Raw genomic sequence first — 15512 nt, 5'->3', positions numbered from 1 at the left:
GCTACTGGAAAATCATGAACCAAGTTGAAAAGAAGCATCCGGATCCCGAGCGCGCCAACACGCGGCGCAAGCAGGTGCTCGATGCGGCCGAAAGCTGTTTCAGCCGCCGTGGCTTCCACGGCGCCAGCATGGCCGAGATATCGAAAGCGGCCGGCATGAGCGCGGGCCACATCTATAATTATTTTGACAGCAAGGATGCGATCATCGCCGCCTTCGTCATGCAGAATACGGAGCGGGTGTCGAACCTGATGCAGGACCTGGCGCAGCGCGAAGACCCGCTGCAGGCCGTGATCGACAATGCGGGCGAGCATGTGCTCGAAGCGCTGGACCCGAAAACGTGGATGATGCCGCTGGAAATTTTTGCGGAAGCATCGCGCAATCCGGTGATCGCGGAAATGCTGCAATGCTCGGACCAGCGTTCGCGCCAGTTGTTTCTCTCCATCATCCGCGATGCGCGCATCAAGCGCGGCTTGCCGGCCGATGAAGAGATGCTGGAAGGCCGCCTGAATGCCCTCGTCGCCATTTACCAGGGCTTGCCCGTGCGCCTCATTCACAATCCGGACGTGAAAGTCGAGCCATTGATCGCGGGCTTCCGCATCGTCCTGACGGCGCTGCTGCTGAACGAATAGGCCGCTTGCCAGGGCCATGCAAAAAAGTTTGCGCAGTTCGATATGAATCATGCGCAAAGCATGGCAAAAACCTAAAAGGCTCTGCTATAATTCCCACCTCGTCGGGGCGTAGCGCAGCCTGGTAGCGTACATGCATGGGGTGCATGGGGTCGGAAGTTCGAATCTTCTCGCCCCGACCATTAGATTCAAGGAGTTACAGCGCAAGCTGTATAGAAACCCAGTACTGTATATTATACGTTTGTATAATATCGGTGCTGGGTTTTTCCGTTTACGCGACGTATGGCGCATCGAATGAAGCAGTTCGGAAGGAGACACGGCATCGTGTTGCGACACATCTCTTCCCTGCCTTAGACGCACAGCATGCATACGTGCGCGCGGTAGAGATGAGCGGCGGTTTTCACGATGCGCACAATGACGGTCCGGGGGAGAGGACAAACTTCATGTGCCTTGGAATTCACGATCTGGATGAAGTCCATCTGGGAAGCGGCACATTAACCGAAGAGTTAGCAAATCCCTATGGCGTTGATGTCGGTATGGTGGATTTTGATGTCGGCGTGCCGAAAATAGTACCGCGCGAGTCACTATTCCTGTTTCGTGAATTTACGCCCTAATTCGGGTGGCTGAATGAGGCGACGCAGTCATATGCAGGCTGATAGCGGCAACCGGCCAGAGGCAGACATTTGATCAACAAACGAGAGTGCGCCATGGAAGACAAAAAGATCGTGGAACAAATCACCGAGGCTCTTTTGAGTCTCGAAGAGCGAGGTGAGCTGGTTCTTACGACGACGTTTCCGGAAAGGGCGGCGGAGCTCCTCTTTAATACTGCGATAAAAGCGTGGCTAGAAGAAGCCTTGAAAGCTGATGAGCCTATTGAATGCACGATCCCCCACCTTTTAAAACTAACTGCAGGCGAGATAGCAGCGAGATTTGGCGTCGAACAGCATCATGCACGTGAGATTGCATATAGCTACTACAAGGAATGGTTGAAAACTCGCACCATGGCAGAAGTAGCGGAAATCTACTGGCATGAAACACCTTTCGAAATCGCCGGTCGCGCCTATTATCATATTGAATTAGGTAACCCCGACAATCGCGACCTCGACTATCTGGAATGGCGCAAACGTCGTCATGCTGCATAGGAGTATCCGATACAGGTGGTACGACGTCTGCTTTGGGCGAAAGCAGCCATAATGTCGACAGCCTTGCCGCTGGTTTTTTGTGTCTTGCTTGGCTTGATCCTGATCCACCCATCTTCGATCTGTGATTCTTTCAGCGTGCGGATATCGATGCCGCGTGCCCACAGCAGGTAGGACATGTCGATGGTGCAGGCGAACATTGGGCCGCTGGCAGTTGGCCACCGCGCACGGGTCGCCGGCCTCGTCGAAGATGCCGATTTCGCGTATCCACCCGCCGCCCACGTGGCGACAGCTGGCCCTGCGTATACACGGCGGCCCGGGCCTTGCGCCTTTCCCTTGTCTCTTGACCATCCCAGCGTTGAAGCCAAACACTCCCTATCAGAGCATGAATGTCGTGGCATGCATTGACTACCTTGATGGGCTGCATGGAGAAGAAGGTAAGCATCTTCTCGCCGCGCGCATTGGATTCAAGGACGCAGGCCACTCTGCGGAGTGGCCTGTTTCTTTTCTTGCGGCGAAACAAAGATGTCGGCATAGAACTCGTCTTCCGGCAACTGGCACAGCCGCACGCAATCGCGGCGCGCGCTTTCCACCATGGCGGGCGCGCCGCAGGCGTACACCTGGTGAGCGGACAGGTCGGGAAAGTCGGCGATCGCGGCACGGTCCGCATGGCCGACGCGGCCTTGCCAGCCATCCTCGGCGAGAGGCGCGGAGAGCACCGGCACATAGCGGAAATGCGGCAGCCGCGCAGCCCATTCGCGGCACAAGCCATCCATATACAAGTCATGCGGCCGCCGTCCACCCCAGTACAGCACCATCGGACGAGGCAATTCGAGCGCGATCAGCTGTTCGACCATGGCCTTGAGCGGGGCAAAGCCGGTGCCCGTCGCCAGCAGCAGCATCGGTTTGTCCGAATCCTCGTGCAGGAAAAAGCTGCCATGCGGACCTTCAAGGCGCAGGATGTCGCGTTCCTGCATCGCGCGAAACACCTGTTCGCTGAAGCGGCCGCCGGATATGTGGCGGATATGCAGGGTCAGCGCGCCTGTCTGGTCGGGCGCATTGGCCACGCTGTAACTGCGCCGCGTCCCGTCGCGCAACATGAAATCGACATACTGGCCCGCGCGGTATTGCAGGCCGGCCGCCAGCTGCAGCGTGAGCTGCATGACGTCCGGCGCGAGCTTTTGCATCGCGCTGACGCGGCAAGGCATTTTGCGTACCGGAAAGTCGCCATTGCCGGCCACCTCGCGGGCCTCAAGCTGCACATCGGTGCAGGCAATGGCGCAGCAGGGCAGGCAGATGCCGCGCGCGGCCTGCTCCGGCGTCAGCGCGCGCGGTGCCGCGCCCGGGTACGCTACGGTTCCGCCCGCGATAGTTGCCGCGCAGGCGCCGCAGCTGCCATTTCTGCAGCTGTAAGGCAGGCCGACACCCGCACGCAGTGCCGCCTCCAGAATGGTTTCCTCTGCTTCGCAAGGAAAGTGCTGGCCGCTGGGCTGGAGATGTACTTGAAAATTCATACGCGCCTTGAAGTGAAAGTGTAGGGGAGCTCTTGTTAACAGCGGACCTGCCGTTCCGCTCGCCGCATGGCGAGGGGGATCACGTTGCCGGCGCGCTGCACCATGCCGGCCCGTGAGCGATGGCTCAGATCAGTCCCAGCGCCATACCTTTGGCGATCGCCTGTTGCCGATTGACGACATTCAATTTGGCCATCACATTGCAGATGTGGAAGTAGATGGTGCGTTCCGACGTCTTCAGGATGCATGAGATTTCCCACGTCGATTTGCCAGCTGCGGCCCAGCGTATGCATTCATGCTCGCGCGGCGTGAGGGTGGGGGAGAGGACGTTGAGCTGTTTTGCGGCAATTTTTTGTACGGCTTCGTACAGGAAGCTGGCCAGCAGCTGGCTTTGGCCCAGGATCTGTTCCGTGTAGCCATCGATGCAGGCATCGTCGGAAGCCAGGCTGAGCAGGCCGAATTCGCGGCGCACGCTGCCGTGCAAAGGCACGCTGACGCCGCTGCGGATGCCAAACATGGCGGCTTCTTCAAACATGGCCGCCGCATACGCATTCGAATACTGTTCGCGTTCCCACAGTAACGGGCGGTGGCTGGTCTTACAGTGCGCGACGATGGGATCGATGCGGTCGAAATCATGCTCCTGGTAGGCTTCCCACCACCGCTCGGGGTAGCCGCTCAGCACGAAGTCTTCCGTTGGCTGTCCGACTATTTCCATGCGCAAGCCAAACAGAAAATGCTCAAATCCCAGTTCTTGCACGATACCCGAGGTTTTCTTGTGTAAATCGGCAAAGCTTTTGCATTGCAACAAATTTTCAAATTTACTCAGAGGCTGAAGCATATAGAAACTCTTTCTCAATAAATATAATATTTAATTATTAACTATCTTGACATCCATTTGCTGTATTTGATACGCAACGATATTGTTCAAAAGCGTGGCGCCGCTGTGCTTCTGATTTATCTTGCTGTAATTTATCAAATTTTAGATGTTGTTCTTTTAAAAATTCAATATTTTGTATCGGAATTTATGTTATTAAATAAAACACTGTATTTATTTCAGTTTCTGCTGGAGTGGCGCATGTGGCTGTGCGCGAATATCTTTCCCTGCGAGGCTGGCAATATAATAGGCGGCATCGACTAATACCAATTTGCGCAGCGGCTGGCCGTGGTGTATATAGGGATAATATTTCCTTATTGTGATATTTCGTGTAAATTGCAATGCATGCAATGGCGGCGCATTTCCGATGGTGCGCATTCCCGCCGGGGAAATCGCCCGCATATTTCATCAGGGAGGCACGTGCATTCCGATCTGTCCTGGCTGTTATCGCAGCCCCTCGATCCCCTGGCGGCGCGTTTTGACGGCGCTGCCAGTGCTACGGTCACCATCGTGGCGGCGCATGCCTACCGCCTGCAGGCCGTGGCGTGCGACATGCCGTTGCTGCTGGTGCCGCTGCAAGGCAAAAAAGGCCTGCGCTGCGGCGATGTGCAGCTCGACTGCGGAGCCGGCGATTTCCTGCTGGTCCACCGCGCCTTGCAATTTGACGTGGAAAACACGCCGGATCGCGATGGCCCCTACCGCGCCCTGGCATTGGCGTTTCCCTGGCATGTGGTGGAACTGGCGCGCAGCCTGCTCGGTCCGCACTCCGGCGCCGGTAGCGGGCCCGCGCACGCCGCCAGCATCTCGGTCGGCGCGCTCGAAGCCATCGTGATGCCCCTGCGCGCCTATCTGGAAGCGGATGCGCAAGACCCGCTGATGACCGATTACCTGGCGCTGGGCCTGCTGGTGGCGCTGGCGCGCCTGGGCCACAGGGCTTTTCTCATGGCCCACGATCCGTCCACCGCCGCGCGCGTGCGCCTGATGATCGCCGCGGCTCCCGCGCAGGACTGGAAGTCGGCACACGTGGAACAGCAGCTGCAGATGAGCAGTGCCACCTTGCGGCGCCATTTGCACGAGGAAGGCACCTCGTTCCGCGCGCTGCTGCTCGATGTGCGCCTGCATGCGGGCCTGGCGCTGCTGCAGACCACGCGCCGGCCCGTCAAGGCAGTGGCGGGCGCCTGCGGCTATCGTTCCGTGCCCAGCTTTTCGCGCGCCTTCGCCAGGCGTTTCGGCGTCGACCCTTCCGCCGTGGCGGGCGCCTGAGCGATTGGCGATGCATATCGAGCGTTTCGGCTTGCTGGCCTGGCCTACACTTCCTGCGTTGTTTAACATAACCGGAGGTAAGATGCGCAAGCTGCTATTCATGATGTTGTTCTCCGCAGGTGTGTGTTCGGGCACGCAGGCATTCGAGTTGAAAAGCCGGGACTTGCAGGCCGGCGCACCGCTCGGCAATGCCCAGGTTTACGCCGGTTTCGGCTGTAGCGGCGGCAACCGCTCGCCGGAACTGTCCTGGGCCGACGCGCCAGCAGGCACCAAGAGCTTTGCCGTCACCGTTTTTGATCCCGATGCGCCGACCGGCAGCGGCTGGTGGCACTGGGTCATCTACGACATTCCGGCTGGCGCGACAGGCTTGCCGGCTGGCATCGGCAAGCAGGCGAGCCTGGCCGACGGCAGTAAGCAGGCCCGCAACGATTTCGGCAGCAACGATTTCGGCGGCGCCTGCCCGCCACCAGGCGACAAGCCGCACCAGTACATTTTCACGCTGCATGCCTTGAAGACGGACAAACTGGGCGTGCCCGCCGATGCCTCGCCGGCCATGATCGGTTTCATGCTTGGCGCCAATCGTCTTGGCACGGCTGTCTTACGCACCAGCTATAGCCGTTAAGGCCGCACATGGCGGTGCGCCGCACCGCCATGTCGCCGCGGCTGCCTCAGTCCAGCTGCGCCGGTGCGGCCGGACGTCCGCCAATGTAGACGGCTTTGGGCCGGATCAGGCGGTTGTCCTGCGCCTGTTCCAGCACATGCGCGCACCAGCCGGCGATGCGGGTACAGCAAAAGGTCGGCGTGTACAGGGTCTTCGGCACGCCGACGGCGCGCAGCACGGCGGCGGCCCAGAACTCCACGTTCGGGTACAGGTTGCGCCCCGGCTTGTGCTGTTCCAGCAGGGCCACGGCGGTCTTTTCCACGGCCAGGCTCAGGTCGAGCAGGGGGTCCTTGCCGTGCAGGCTGGTGGCCACTTTCTTCAGCACCGCCGCGCGCGGATCCCAGGTCTTGTAGACGCGGTGTCCGAAACCCATCAGGCGTTCGCCTCTTTCCAGCTTGCCGCTGATCACCCGCTGCGCCTGGTCCGCGCTGCCGATCTCGTCGAGCAGGTCGTCGACCTTGGACGGCGCGCCGCCATGTAGCGGGCCAATCAGCGCACCGATCGCGGCGCAGACCGCCGAGACGATATCGGCCTGGGTCGAGGCCACCACCCGCGCCGCGAAGGTGGACGCGTTGGTGTCGTGGTCGATGCACAGGATCAGATAGGCGGACAGCGCGCGCGCGAAGTCCGGATCCGGTACTTTGCCGCTCAGCATGTACAAATAGTTTTCAATGTGCGACAGGCCGGCGCGCGGGGCCACCGGCGCCAGCTTCTGGCTCAGGCGGTAGCGGTGCGCGATCACCGTCGGCGCGATGGCAAAGATGGCCAGCGCCTGGTCCAGCGTCGGCGGCCAGTCGGCGCCGGCAATGGGCTGGCAGGACAGCACGGCGCGCAGGGCGGCCATGTCGCTGGCCTGCGCCGGCAGGGCCGCGATCATCGCAGTCGTAGCACTGTCGAGCACGCGCAGCGCTTCGAGCCTGGCGCGCAGCTGCGCCAGCTCGGCGGCATCCGGCAGGGTACCGAACAGTATCAGGTGCAGCACTTCTTCATACGATTTATCCAGTGCCAGTTCGCCGGCCCAGTAGCCGCGGTAGATCAATTCACCCTTTTCACCGTTCGCATAGCTGATTGCGCTGTTGGCAATCGCGATGTTTTCCAATCCTATGTGCAGCTCCATATCGCTCCCTTGTTAAGAATTACCGGTCTCGCCGGCCTCGTGCGAAAGCGCTTCCTGCCGCCCGCGTTGCGCTGTTGACCTCAGTCAGCCATGCCACCTTAGCAAGCGGCAGGCGCCGACACTAGCTGTTCCTCTCAACAGCTGCGGGCGCCCACAGGTGAGGAGGCGGACAGGTTTCGCGCCTGCATGATTCCGGTAGTCTTTATCGCAAGGAAACGTTTGTGCCAGGTCAAATCCAGGCGTCGCGCTTCCCGCAGAACGGTCTTGCAAGCTCGCTGGTGTGCCCTGGCCGACAGCCAAGGCGGCGGTCCCCGAGAGGCAGCGCCACCCTTAGTGTTTTTTCATAGGACAGACGATGGACATGAATCTATTAAGGCATGTGAACATTTTCGACACCACGCTGCGCGACGGTGAACAGGCGCCGGGCTACGCCCTGGCGATCGACCAGAAGATCAAGATCGCCGAAGCGAGCGAGCACCTGGGCGTCAATACCATCGAGACGGGCTTCCCGGCCTCGTCGCCGGTCGATTTCGAAGCGACCCGCGAGATCTGCCGCATCCTGTCGCGGGCCACGCCGTGCGGCTTTGCGCGGGCCGTCAAGGAAGATATCGATGCCTGCGCCAAGTCGATGAGCGATGCCAGCCATCCGCAGATCGAACTGGCCTCGGTCGGTTCGGATATTCATATCAAGTACAAGCGCGGCGTCACCCGCGAACAGATCATCCGTGAAGCGATCGAGGCCATCGAACATGCGAAGGCCGTCGGCTTCCGCGACATCTCGCTGGCGCTGGAAGACGCCACCCGCGGCGACATGGCCTTCATGAAGCAGCTGATCAGCGAAGGCATTGCGCACGGCATCACGGCCATCGCCGTGCCCGACACCGTCGGCTGCTGCCTGCCGGCGGAATACTATGCGCTGGTGCGCCAGCTGCGCGAATTTGTCGGTCCGGACCTGCGCATTTCATCGCATTGCCACAATGATCTGGGCCTGGCCGTCGCCAACTCCCTGGCCGGCATCGAAGCGGGCGCCGACGAGGTGCAAACGACCATGTGCGGCATCGGCGAACGCGCCGGCAATGCCAGCATGGAAGAACTGGTCGCCGCGCTGACCTACAAGAGCGACCAGCTGCACTGTACCCACGATATCGTCACCCACCGCCTGCTCGACAGCTGCCTGCTGGTGGCCGACTACCTGCAGTTGAGCGTGCCGCTGCACAAGCCCATCATCGGCCGCAACGCCTTCGCCACGGAGGCCGGCATGCACCAGCAAGGCGTGATGAAGTACCGCTTCACGTATGAATTCATGCGCGCGGAGAACTTCGGCGCCGAGTCGAAGACCGTGATCGGCCGCCACAGCGGCCGCAATATCCTGCGCCAGCGCCTGATGCGCGCCGGTGTCAAGCAGGTCAGTTCGGCGGTGCTCGACGCGGTGTACACGGCCATCATGAGCGAAGACGACGTGGCCAGCTACAACGACGCCCAGCTGCTGGTGGAGAAATACCGGCTGCTGTCCGAAGTGTCCACCCGCCCGGCCCCCCGTGGTGGCGAGCGCAGCGACGCCGAATCCCCGCTGGCCGTGCTGTAAGCCGGCAGCCTCCTAGCGAAATCCTCCACACCATGAATGCACATTCCATGCACTATGAAGACAGCGGCACGGCCCACACCGAGCACGACGTGCGGGCCAGCTGCGATGCCTTTGCCGCCGGCAGCCTGGTCTTGCTCAAGGGCGACATCGGCTACGGCCTGCTGGGCCACTCGGAGCGCGCCATCCGCAAGATGTACGAAGCCAAGGGCAGGGTCCACACCAATCCCTGCATCGTCATCGGCAACCTCGACATCCTGCGCGAAGTCGCCCTGGTACCCAACGACGTCATCGGCGACTGGATCGCCGCCACCGCCGCCGAGACGACGCTGGCGGTGGTGTTGCCCGTCAATCCGCACAGCAAGCTGCTGGGCAAGCTGTCGCCGTGGGTCTACGGCCAGACTGTTACCAACGGCACCATTGCCGTGTTCCTCAACGTCGGGCCCTTCCTGGAAGACGTGATTGCCCGCCTGCGCACGGCCGGTTTGCTGGTGGTGGGGTCGTCGGCCAATCCCTCGTCGCAAGGCAATATCTACCAGTTCGAGGACATTCCCGCCACATTGCGCGAGGCGGCCGACTTCGCCATCGACCATGGCCGTTCCAAGTACGCCAATCCGGAGCGCAACGCCACCACCATCGTCAACTTCACCAACTGGTCGCTCAAGCGGCGCGGCGTGAACTGGGAAGCTATCGAACCCGGTTTCCTGGCCCTGCAAGCACAGTCTTAAATCCCACTCAACCCTTTGGAGCCGTACATGAGCACGATACTGAACAGTCCACATCCGCTTCCCTCCGCCGCCGCGCCAGCGCAGCAGCAATGGAAGAAATACACCTCGCCCTTCGATTTCAAGCAATTCGATTCCGATTCCCACGTGCAGGAAGTGGGTGACAGCTGGGAGCTCTACCTGCCAGAGGAGTTTGCTCACCGGCGCCCGCATGTGATCGACAATCCCCATGTGTCGCTGCGCCCGAGCCGCAACAAGACCTGGTATATCGACGGGCGCCTGGTGCCGAAGAACCAGGGCAATGGCGGCGTCGTCATGAGCACACCGGCCGAGATGGACTTTGCCAAGCGCAAGCCGGTGCCCGTGCCGATCCAGGCTTGCACCGACCCGGTGGCGCGCGCGCAGTTGATGCGCGACCAGGGCCTGGACCGCACCGTGCTGTTTTCCACGCTGTTCCTGGAAACCCTGACCGACGACCTGGTCTACGAGGCGGCGCTGATGCGTGCCTGGAATGACTGGATGGCGGAAATGCGCTCGAAGGCGCCGGACATGATCGAATTCGCCGCCCTGGTGCCGATCCGCTCGCCCGAGCTGGCGGTGCAGGAAATGCGCCATGCCAAGGAGAAGGGCGCCACGGCGGTGATGATCTTGCCGACGGCCGGCGAACGCATGCTGCACGATCCGCTGTTCGACCCGTTCTGGAGCGAAGCGCAAAACATGAACATGCCGGTCTGCGTGCATATCGGCTGGCCCAATCCTCGCCAGACCTTCGAGTGCACGACGCCGTCCAGCATTTTCCTCGGCGCCTTCGACCTGTCCGTCTGGTGGGCGTATATCAGTATCTTTACGGGCGGCATCTATGACCGCTTCCCGCGCCTGAAAGTATCGTTCGTCGAACACGATGCCCGCTTTTTCAGCCTGTTTCTGGAGCGGGCGATGCACTGGTGGCCGACGGCCGCATGCAAGCCATGGCCCGGCAAGAAGTCGCCCGAGGCGGTGCTGCGCGAACATGCCGTGTATTTCGGCTTCGAGGGCGATTACGACTACATGCCGGAATTTATGAAGCTCGTCGGCGATGACCGCGTGCTCGGCGCCTTCGACTTCCCCCACACGCATTACGGCGAAGCGAGCCTGAGCCAGTCATTCGATTTCATGCGTGACCACGTGGGCCTGAGCTTGCTGCAAAAGCGCCAGGTATTGCACGACAACGCCGCCGCCTTCTATGGCCTCAAGGATTGATATGGACTTGCACGCAAACGCCGGCCACAGCGGGGTGCGCCCCCCGCTGCCGGTCGAAGATGTCATCGCGCAATGCAATCAGATCGTGCATGAAAAACGCTACAGCCGCCACCAGTTCGTCGGCAGCGTGCAGCGCGGCTTGCCGGACAGGGCGGCGCTGGCCGCCTGGGCGCTGCAGAAATACCACCAGGTCTACACGCAGAACTTGATCTTCAGCATTATTCATTCGAAGACCCAGTTCGAGGATGTGCGCCATTTCATGATCGAACAGCTGGTGGCCGAGGAAACGGGCATTAATTGCGGCAGCGACAGCCATTACAACCTGATGCGCCGCTTTGCCGAGGCTTCCGGCGTCGGCGCCGACCAGTTCGGCCCGGCCACGCAGGCCGAACCCGTGCGGCGCTACGTCGACACACTGCTCGGCATCATGCGCGACGAGCATTTCGCCGTCGGCCTGCTGGCGATCTACGCCATTGAGTCGCAGTCGGGCGAGAGCGTGGGCAAGATGCTGGCCGCGCTGCGCGAAGCATATGGCTACAGCGAAGCCGAGCTCGAATGGTTCACCGTGCACAGCGATGCCGATGACGACCATGCCGAGGAAGGCGTGCGGCTGGTGCGCAAGTATGCGCCGCAGGTAGCCGGTTTTGACCAGCGCGCGCTGGCCGTGACCGAGCGTATCTGCGATGCCTGGCTGCAGCTGCATGACTACTATGCCTCGCTGCTCAACCGCAGCGCGGTCCGCTAAGCCCGTCACTGGAGACTGCCATGATCGCTCCCATCGTCAAGTCGGACGAAGACTTCCTGCCGCGCGCCATCGAAGTGCTCAAGCGCGGCGGGCTGGTGATTTCGCCAACGACGACCAACTATAACCTGATCTGCGACGCCACCAACGCCGCTGCCGTCAGTCGTATCTTCGCCGTCAAGCAGCGTGTCAAGTTCGGCCCGCTGCCGGTGAGCCTGCCGCATCCTGCCGTGGCGGGCCGCTATGTCGAATTGCCCGAGTGGTTCAACCACGCCGTGCTCGACGACTTGCTGCCGGGGGAGATCTCATTCGTCTTCAAGCAGAAGTATCCGTTTCCGGACCAGCTTACCTGTGGCTTGCACAGTGTGGCCATCAGCTGCACCACGCATCCGATCTTCCGCATGCTGACGCAGGGGATCGACGGACCCATCGCGGCCACCTCGGCCAATCTGTCCGGGCAGGGCAATATCTTCGTGCCCCTGGCCAAGGCCATCGAGGACATCGGCCATCTGGTCGACCTGATCATCGATGCCGGGCCGACGGCCGCGGAGCTGGCCGGCAGCGGGGACCGCGTCAACACCATCATCGACCTCACGTTCGACCGCCCCTACCTGGTGCGGGCCGGCTGGGTGGGGCTCGACAAGGTAAAGCCGTACTTCCCCGACCTGGTGACGGATACGGCGCGCTACCAGCAGGTGCTGGCGCAGCGCGTGGCCGAGCGCGGGGAACGCGCCGCATGAACCTGCACAAGGAGGCATGGCGCTTTCCCGCGCTGCTGCTGCTGACGGTACTGGCCAACATCGGCATGGGCATCGTCATGCCGGTGCTGCCCATCTACTTCAAGCAGTACGACGTCAGCGTCGCCGCCCTCAGCGTGCCGTACGCCACGCTGGTGCTGGGGCGGCTGTGCTCGCGCGCCTTCAGCCCGGCGGCGATCATGCGCTGGGGGCACCGGCGCGCGGTGATGGCCGCCTTTCTGCTGTACGCGCTGGTGTTCGCCGCCTACCTGGGGGCTGGCTCGCTGGCGCAGTTCGGCGTGCTGCGCTTCATCGAGGGCCTGGTCGAGGGCGTGCTGGCGATCGCCCTGAACGACCTGGCGATAGGCTATGCGCGGGGCGTCGATTCGCAGCAGCGGGTGCGGCTGATGGGGCGCTTCGGTTCGGCCTTCGGCCTGGGTTTTCTGCTTGGGCCGCTGGCCGGCGCCGCCATCGCGCACTGGCTGGGCTTGCAGGCGATCTTCGTCGCCGGTGCGCTGGTCGGGCTGCTTGCCATGCTGCTGGCCGGCGTGGCGCTGGCGCCGGTGGCGGCACGTGCGGGCCATGCCGGGCCACGTCCGGCGCTGGGTATGCTGCTGGCCCTGTACAGCCCGCAAAGCCTGCGGCGCGTGTTGTTTTTCTCGCTGATGATTCTGCTGCCTTTGCATGTGACGGGTGCGCTGGGGATGGAAGCGTCGCGGGTCGGCATGTTTTTCGCGGTCTCGGCGGTACTGACCACGCTGCTGATGCCGCTGGCCGGCCATGTCAGCCAGCGCGTCGGCCAGGCCGCGCTGATCGACGGCGGCCTGTGGTTCATGGGCGCTGCGCTTCTGCTGATGGGCCTGGTGCAAGCGCCGCTCGGCTTTGCCGCGCTGTTCGTGCTTGAAACGGTGGCTTTCGCGCTGATGCTGCCGCCAGCCATGGCCTTGTTCAGCACCGCCGTCGAGGACCATCCCGAGCGCGCCAGGGTCATGGGATCGATGGCCTTTGCCACCGAGCTGCTGTCCCTGCCGCCGGCCTTCCTGCTGCCCGCGCTGTATGCGTACCTGCCGGCACTGGGCTGGGCCGCCGTGGCCGTGCTTTGCCTGGCGACGCTGTGGGCCAGCCGGCGCGCCCGCCACCACCTGGCGCCGGCCTTCAGCGCCGCACGCCTCACCAAGGAAGAACGCATATGAGCCTGACTTTGTTCGACAAGATATGGGCGCGCCACGTGATCACCCATTTCGACGATGGCAACGACCTGCTGTTCATCGACCGCCACCTGCTGCACGAGGTGACCAGCCCGCAGGCCTTCAGCAGCCTGCTGGAGCAGCAGCGCGGCATGCCGTTTCCCCAGCTGACCGTGTCGACCGAGGACCACGTGGTCTCGACGGCGCCGGAGCGCAGCGGCGCCAGCTTTGCGCAGGGCCAGCAGCTGCTCGAGCATGCGCGGACCAATACCCGCCACTTCGGCGTGCGCCATTTCCCCGTCGACCATGCGCGCCAGGGCATCGTGCATGTGATGGCGCCGGAACAGGGGCTGGTGCTGCCCGGCATGACGGCCGTGTGCGGTGATTCGCATACCTGTACCCTGGGCGCGCTCGGATGCGTCGCCTTTGGCATCGGCACGAGCGAAGTCGAGCACGTGATGGCGACACAGAGCCTGGTGCAGAAAAAGCCTGCCAATCTGCGGGTGGTGCTCGAAGGGGCGCTGGCGCCGGGAGTGTATGCGAAGGATGTGATCCTCAAGCTGTGCCAGCTGCTGACGGTCAGCGGCGCCACCGGCCACGCGATCGAATTTGCAGGCGGCTTCGTGCGGCAATTGCCGATGGATGGACGCTTCACCCTGTGCAATATGGCCATCGAGATGGGCGCGCGCATCGGCCTGATCGCACCGGACGGCATCACCTTCGAGTATGTGCGCACGGCGCTGGGCCGGCCCGCAGGCGATGCCGCCCTGGCGGCGGCGCTGGCGCAATGGTCGGCGCTGTCCAGCGATGCGGGGGCGCATTTCGAGCGCGAGCTGCTGCTCGACGTGTCGGACCTGCAGCCGCAGATCACCTGGGGCACCAATCCGGATCAGGTGATCGACATCGGCGCGGTGATCGGCGCCGACGATTCGGCGCGCGCCGGCGTGGCCTTCGACTACATGGGCTTGCAGGCGGGCGAACGCCTGCTGGCGCGTCCGGTCGATGTGGTGTTCATCGGCTCCTGCACGAATGGCCGCCTGTCGGACTTGCGCGTGGTGGCCGAGCTGGCCAGGGGACGCCAGGTGGCACCCGGCGTGCGCGCCTTTGTGGTGCCCGGCTCTCAGCAGGTGCGCCGTGCCGCCGAGCGCGAGGGACTCGATGCGATCCTGAGCGCGGCCGGTTTTCGCTGGGGCCAGCCCGGCTGCTCGATGTGCGCCAGCGTGAACCAGGAATTCGTCGGCGCCGGACAGCGCTGCCTGTCGACCTCCAACCGCAATTTCATCGGCCGCCAGGGCGCCGGCGCACGCACGCACCTGGTGAGTCCGGCGGTTGCCGCCGCTTCGGCGCTGACGGGCAAGGTGACGGATCCGCGCCAGCTGGGGCCACTTGGCCGTGTGGCCGCCTGGGCCATGCTGCTGCTGGCGCTGGGCGGCAACGCGCCCGAGGCCACTGCCGCCGATGCCACGCCGCCATCCGTGGGACGGGTGCAGCTGGCCTACCTTGACGGCGGTGTCGCGCGCGCCTCGCAATCGCATTTCGTCGCCTGGCCGTCGCAGCTGTTCCTGCTCGAAGCGTTCGACTACAACTACAAGCTGGGCCGGCATGCGCTGGAAACGGCGCGGCTGCAGGTCTTCGTCGGCGGGCCGGTACCGCTGCGCGAGGCGCCTCAGCTGCTGGGCTGGGTGGCGCGCCTCGACTACCTGAAACTGGGCGCGCCCGCAGGCGGGGCGCATGACCACTTGGCTGACGCGCGCCTGGGCGCACAGCTGACGCTGCACCGCATCGCGCCGTGGAATGCCTGGTTCAAGCGCCATCAGGCGGAATTGTTCGTGCAGGTGTTTCCCCTGCATGGCAACGAGGATTTTGGCCGCTACGACACGTTCATGCGTTTTTCCAAGCGTTTCACGCCGCAGCTGGTGGCGCGTGGCGTCGTGCGCAGCTACCACTTTTCCGGGCTGGCCGTCGTCACGGCCGAGATGGACATGATTTATGAGCTGAGCCGCCGTCAGGACATGTATGTGCGTCTGGGAAAGTCCAGCCGCGATTACGCCGGCCTGGCCGACAAGAGCGCGTTGCTGGGCATCGGCAGCCGCATCAATTTCTGAGAAA

General features: G+C 62.7%; 17 protein-coding genes and 1 tRNA gene. 13 read left to right on the top strand and 5 right to left on the bottom strand.

Annotation, left to right across the window (positions count from 1 at the left end):
* Nucleotides 1–14 precede the first annotated feature (14 nt).
* The 4 genes from BLT98_RS08155 (at nucleotide 15) to BLT98_RS08145 (ending at nucleotide 1768) form a co-directional block, all read left to right on the top strand.
* Nucleotides 15–629 (top strand): TetR/AcrR family transcriptional regulator, encoded by a 615-nt coding sequence (locus tag BLT98_RS08155; protein ID WP_070282345.1) that lies wholly within the window; start codon nucleotides 15–17, stop codon nucleotides 627–629.
* A 102-nt stretch (nucleotides 630–731) separates the two neighbouring features.
* Nucleotides 732–808: transfer RNA gene (locus BLT98_RS08150), tRNA-Pro, on the top strand.
* 189 nt (nucleotides 809–997) lie between these two features.
* Nucleotides 998–1240, top strand: a complete 243-nt coding sequence (locus BLT98_RS28715; RefSeq protein ID WP_139179166.1) for a hypothetical protein — start codon at nucleotides 998–1000, stop codon at nucleotides 1238–1240.
* 93 nt (nucleotides 1241–1333) lie between these two features.
* Nucleotides 1334–1768, top strand: a complete 435-nt coding sequence (locus tag BLT98_RS08145) for a hypothetical protein (protein ID WP_139179163.1) — start codon at nucleotides 1334–1336, stop codon at nucleotides 1766–1768.
* Here BLT98_RS08145 and BLT98_RS08140 read toward each other — a convergent pair.
* The 4 genes from BLT98_RS08140 to BLT98_RS29135 form a co-directional block, all read right to left on the bottom strand.
* Complete coding sequence (locus BLT98_RS08140) at nucleotides 1756–1944, bottom strand: hypothetical protein (protein ID WP_139179160.1); 189 nt, start codon at nucleotides 1942–1944, stop codon at nucleotides 1756–1758. The two genes, BLT98_RS08145 and BLT98_RS08140, sit on opposite strands and share 13 nt — an antisense overlap.
* A 288-nt stretch (nucleotides 1945–2232) precedes the next feature.
* Nucleotides 2233–3279 carry a CDP-6-deoxy-delta-3,4-glucoseen reductase gene (locus tag BLT98_RS08135; protein WP_092606373.1) on the bottom strand — a complete coding sequence of 349 codons (1047 nt, stop codon included), beginning with the start codon at nucleotides 3277–3279 and terminating at the stop codon, nucleotides 2233–2235.
* A gap of 124 nt (nucleotides 3280–3403) precedes the next feature.
* Nucleotides 3404–4114, bottom strand: coding sequence for a LuxR family transcriptional regulator (locus tag BLT98_RS08130; RefSeq protein ID WP_070260582.1), 711 nt, complete (start codon nucleotides 4112–4114; stop codon nucleotides 3404–3406).
* 210 nt (nucleotides 4115–4324) lie between these two features.
* Nucleotides 4325–4528: a hypothetical protein gene (locus BLT98_RS29135; RefSeq protein WP_170846321.1), complete on the bottom strand. Its 204-nt coding sequence runs from the start codon at nucleotides 4526–4528 to the stop codon at nucleotides 4325–4327.
* Nucleotides 4529–4570: 42 nt separating this feature from the next.
* Here BLT98_RS29135 and BLT98_RS08120 point away from each other — a divergent pair, with 42 nt between their 5' ends.
* Nucleotides 4571–5413, top strand: a complete 843-nt coding sequence (locus BLT98_RS08120) for a helix-turn-helix transcriptional regulator (RefSeq protein ID WP_170846320.1) — start codon at nucleotides 4571–4573, stop codon at nucleotides 5411–5413.
* 82 nt (nucleotides 5414–5495) lie between these two features.
* Nucleotides 5496–6035: a YbhB/YbcL family Raf kinase inhibitor-like protein gene (locus tag BLT98_RS08115; protein WP_070260586.1), complete on the top strand. Its 540-nt coding sequence runs from the start codon at nucleotides 5496–5498 to the stop codon at nucleotides 6033–6035.
* Nucleotides 6036–6081: 46 nt separating this feature from the next.
* Here the strand turns inward: BLT98_RS08115 and BLT98_RS08110 are convergent, their stop codons facing one another.
* Nucleotides 6082–7191, bottom strand: coding sequence for a citrate/2-methylcitrate synthase (locus BLT98_RS08110; RefSeq protein WP_070260588.1), 1110 nt, complete (start codon nucleotides 7189–7191; stop codon nucleotides 6082–6084).
* Between the two features lie 361 nt (nucleotides 7192–7552).
* Between BLT98_RS08110 and BLT98_RS08105 the strand changes: the two genes are divergently transcribed.
* From BLT98_RS08105 to BLT98_RS08075, 7 genes are read left to right on the top strand one after another with little or no spacing between them, the layout of a single operon-like run.
* On the top strand, nucleotides 7553–8776 hold the full coding sequence (locus tag BLT98_RS08105) for a homocitrate synthase/isopropylmalate synthase family protein (RefSeq protein WP_167468690.1): 1224 nt from the start codon (nucleotides 7553–7555) through the stop codon (nucleotides 8774–8776).
* A gap of 47 nt (nucleotides 8777–8823) precedes the next feature.
* Nucleotides 8824–9501, top strand: coding sequence for a Sua5/YciO/YrdC/YwlC family protein (locus BLT98_RS08100; RefSeq protein ID WP_170846319.1), 678 nt, complete (start codon nucleotides 8824–8826; stop codon nucleotides 9499–9501).
* A 27-nt stretch (nucleotides 9502–9528) separates the two neighbouring features.
* Complete coding sequence (locus BLT98_RS08095; protein ID WP_070260595.1) at nucleotides 9529–10737, top strand: amidohydrolase family protein; 1209 nt, start codon at nucleotides 9529–9531, stop codon at nucleotides 10735–10737.
* Between the two features lies 1 nt (nucleotide 10738).
* A complete protein-coding gene (locus BLT98_RS08090) occupies nucleotides 10739–11482 on the top strand; it encodes an iron-containing redox enzyme family protein (RefSeq protein ID WP_170846318.1) in 744 nt (247 codons plus the stop codon).
* Nucleotides 11483–11502: 20 nt separating this feature from the next.
* Nucleotides 11503–12219 (top strand): L-threonylcarbamoyladenylate synthase, encoded by a 717-nt coding sequence (locus BLT98_RS08085; protein WP_070260599.1) that lies wholly within the window; start codon nucleotides 11503–11505, stop codon nucleotides 12217–12219.
* Complete coding sequence (locus BLT98_RS08080) at nucleotides 12216–13409, top strand: MFS transporter (RefSeq protein ID WP_092606361.1); 1194 nt, start codon at nucleotides 12216–12218, stop codon at nucleotides 13407–13409. The genes BLT98_RS08085 and BLT98_RS08080 overlap by 4 nt, the downstream gene beginning before the upstream one ends.
* Nucleotides 13406–15508 (top strand): 3-isopropylmalate dehydratase large subunit, encoded by a 2103-nt coding sequence (locus BLT98_RS08075; RefSeq protein WP_092606359.1) that lies wholly within the window; start codon nucleotides 13406–13408, stop codon nucleotides 15506–15508. Before BLT98_RS08080 ends, BLT98_RS08075 begins: the two co-directional genes overlap by 4 nt.
* The last annotated feature ends 4 nt before the right edge of the window (nucleotides 15509–15512 follow it).

The sequence above is a fragment of the Janthinobacterium sp. YR213 genome, from assembly GCF_900099875.1.
Taxonomy (GTDB): domain Bacteria; phylum Pseudomonadota; class Gammaproteobacteria; order Burkholderiales; family Burkholderiaceae_D; genus Janthinobacterium; species Janthinobacterium lividum.
Note: the sequence above shows the minus strand (reverse complement) of the source record. Positions and strands in the feature narration are given on the sequence as shown.

Coding starts and splice junctions, on each gene's coding strand:
- BLT98_RS08155 (WP_070282345.1), top strand. CDS start 15: ATGAACCAAGTTGAAAAGAAGCATCCGGATCCCGAGCGCGCCAACACG.
- BLT98_RS08115 (WP_070260586.1), top strand. CDS start 5,496: ATGCGCAAGCTGCTATTCATGATGTTGTTCTCCGCAGGTGTGTGTTCG.
- BLT98_RS08095 (WP_070260595.1), top strand. CDS start 9,529: ATGAGCACGATACTGAACAGTCCACATCCGCTTCCCTCCGCCGCCGCG.
- BLT98_RS08110 (WP_070260588.1), bottom strand. CDS start 7,191: ATGGAGCTGCACATAGGATTGGAAAACATCGCGATTGCCAACAGCGCA.
- BLT98_RS08105 (WP_167468690.1), top strand. CDS start 7,553: ATGAATCTATTAAGGCATGTGAACATTTTCGACACCACGCTGCGCGAC.
- BLT98_RS08090 (WP_170846318.1), top strand. CDS start 10,739: ATGGACTTGCACGCAAACGCCGGCCACAGCGGGGTGCGCCCCCCGCTG.
- BLT98_RS08130 (WP_070260582.1), bottom strand. CDS start 4,114: ATGCTTCAGCCTCTGAGTAAATTTGAAAATTTGTTGCAATGCAAAAGC.
- BLT98_RS29135 (WP_170846321.1), bottom strand. CDS start 4,528: ATGCGCACCATCGGAAATGCGCCGCCATTGCATGCATTGCAATTTACA.
- BLT98_RS08080 (WP_092606361.1), top strand. CDS start 12,216: ATGAACCTGCACAAGGAGGCATGGCGCTTTCCCGCGCTGCTGCTGCTG.
- BLT98_RS08085 (WP_070260599.1), top strand. CDS start 11,503: ATGATCGCTCCCATCGTCAAGTCGGACGAAGACTTCCTGCCGCGCGCC.
- BLT98_RS08135 (WP_092606373.1), bottom strand. CDS start 3,279: ATGAATTTTCAAGTACATCTCCAGCCCAGCGGCCAGCACTTTCCTTGC.
- BLT98_RS08100 (WP_170846319.1), top strand. CDS start 8,824: ATGCACTATGAAGACAGCGGCACGGCCCACACCGAGCACGACGTGCGG.
- BLT98_RS08075 (WP_092606359.1), top strand. CDS start 13,406: ATGAGCCTGACTTTGTTCGACAAGATATGGGCGCGCCACGTGATCACC.
- BLT98_RS08140 (WP_139179160.1), bottom strand. CDS start 1,944: ATGTCCTACCTGCTGTGGGCACGCGGCATCGATATCCGCACGCTGAAA.
- BLT98_RS08145 (WP_139179163.1), top strand. CDS start 1,334: ATGGAAGACAAAAAGATCGTGGAACAAATCACCGAGGCTCTTTTGAGT.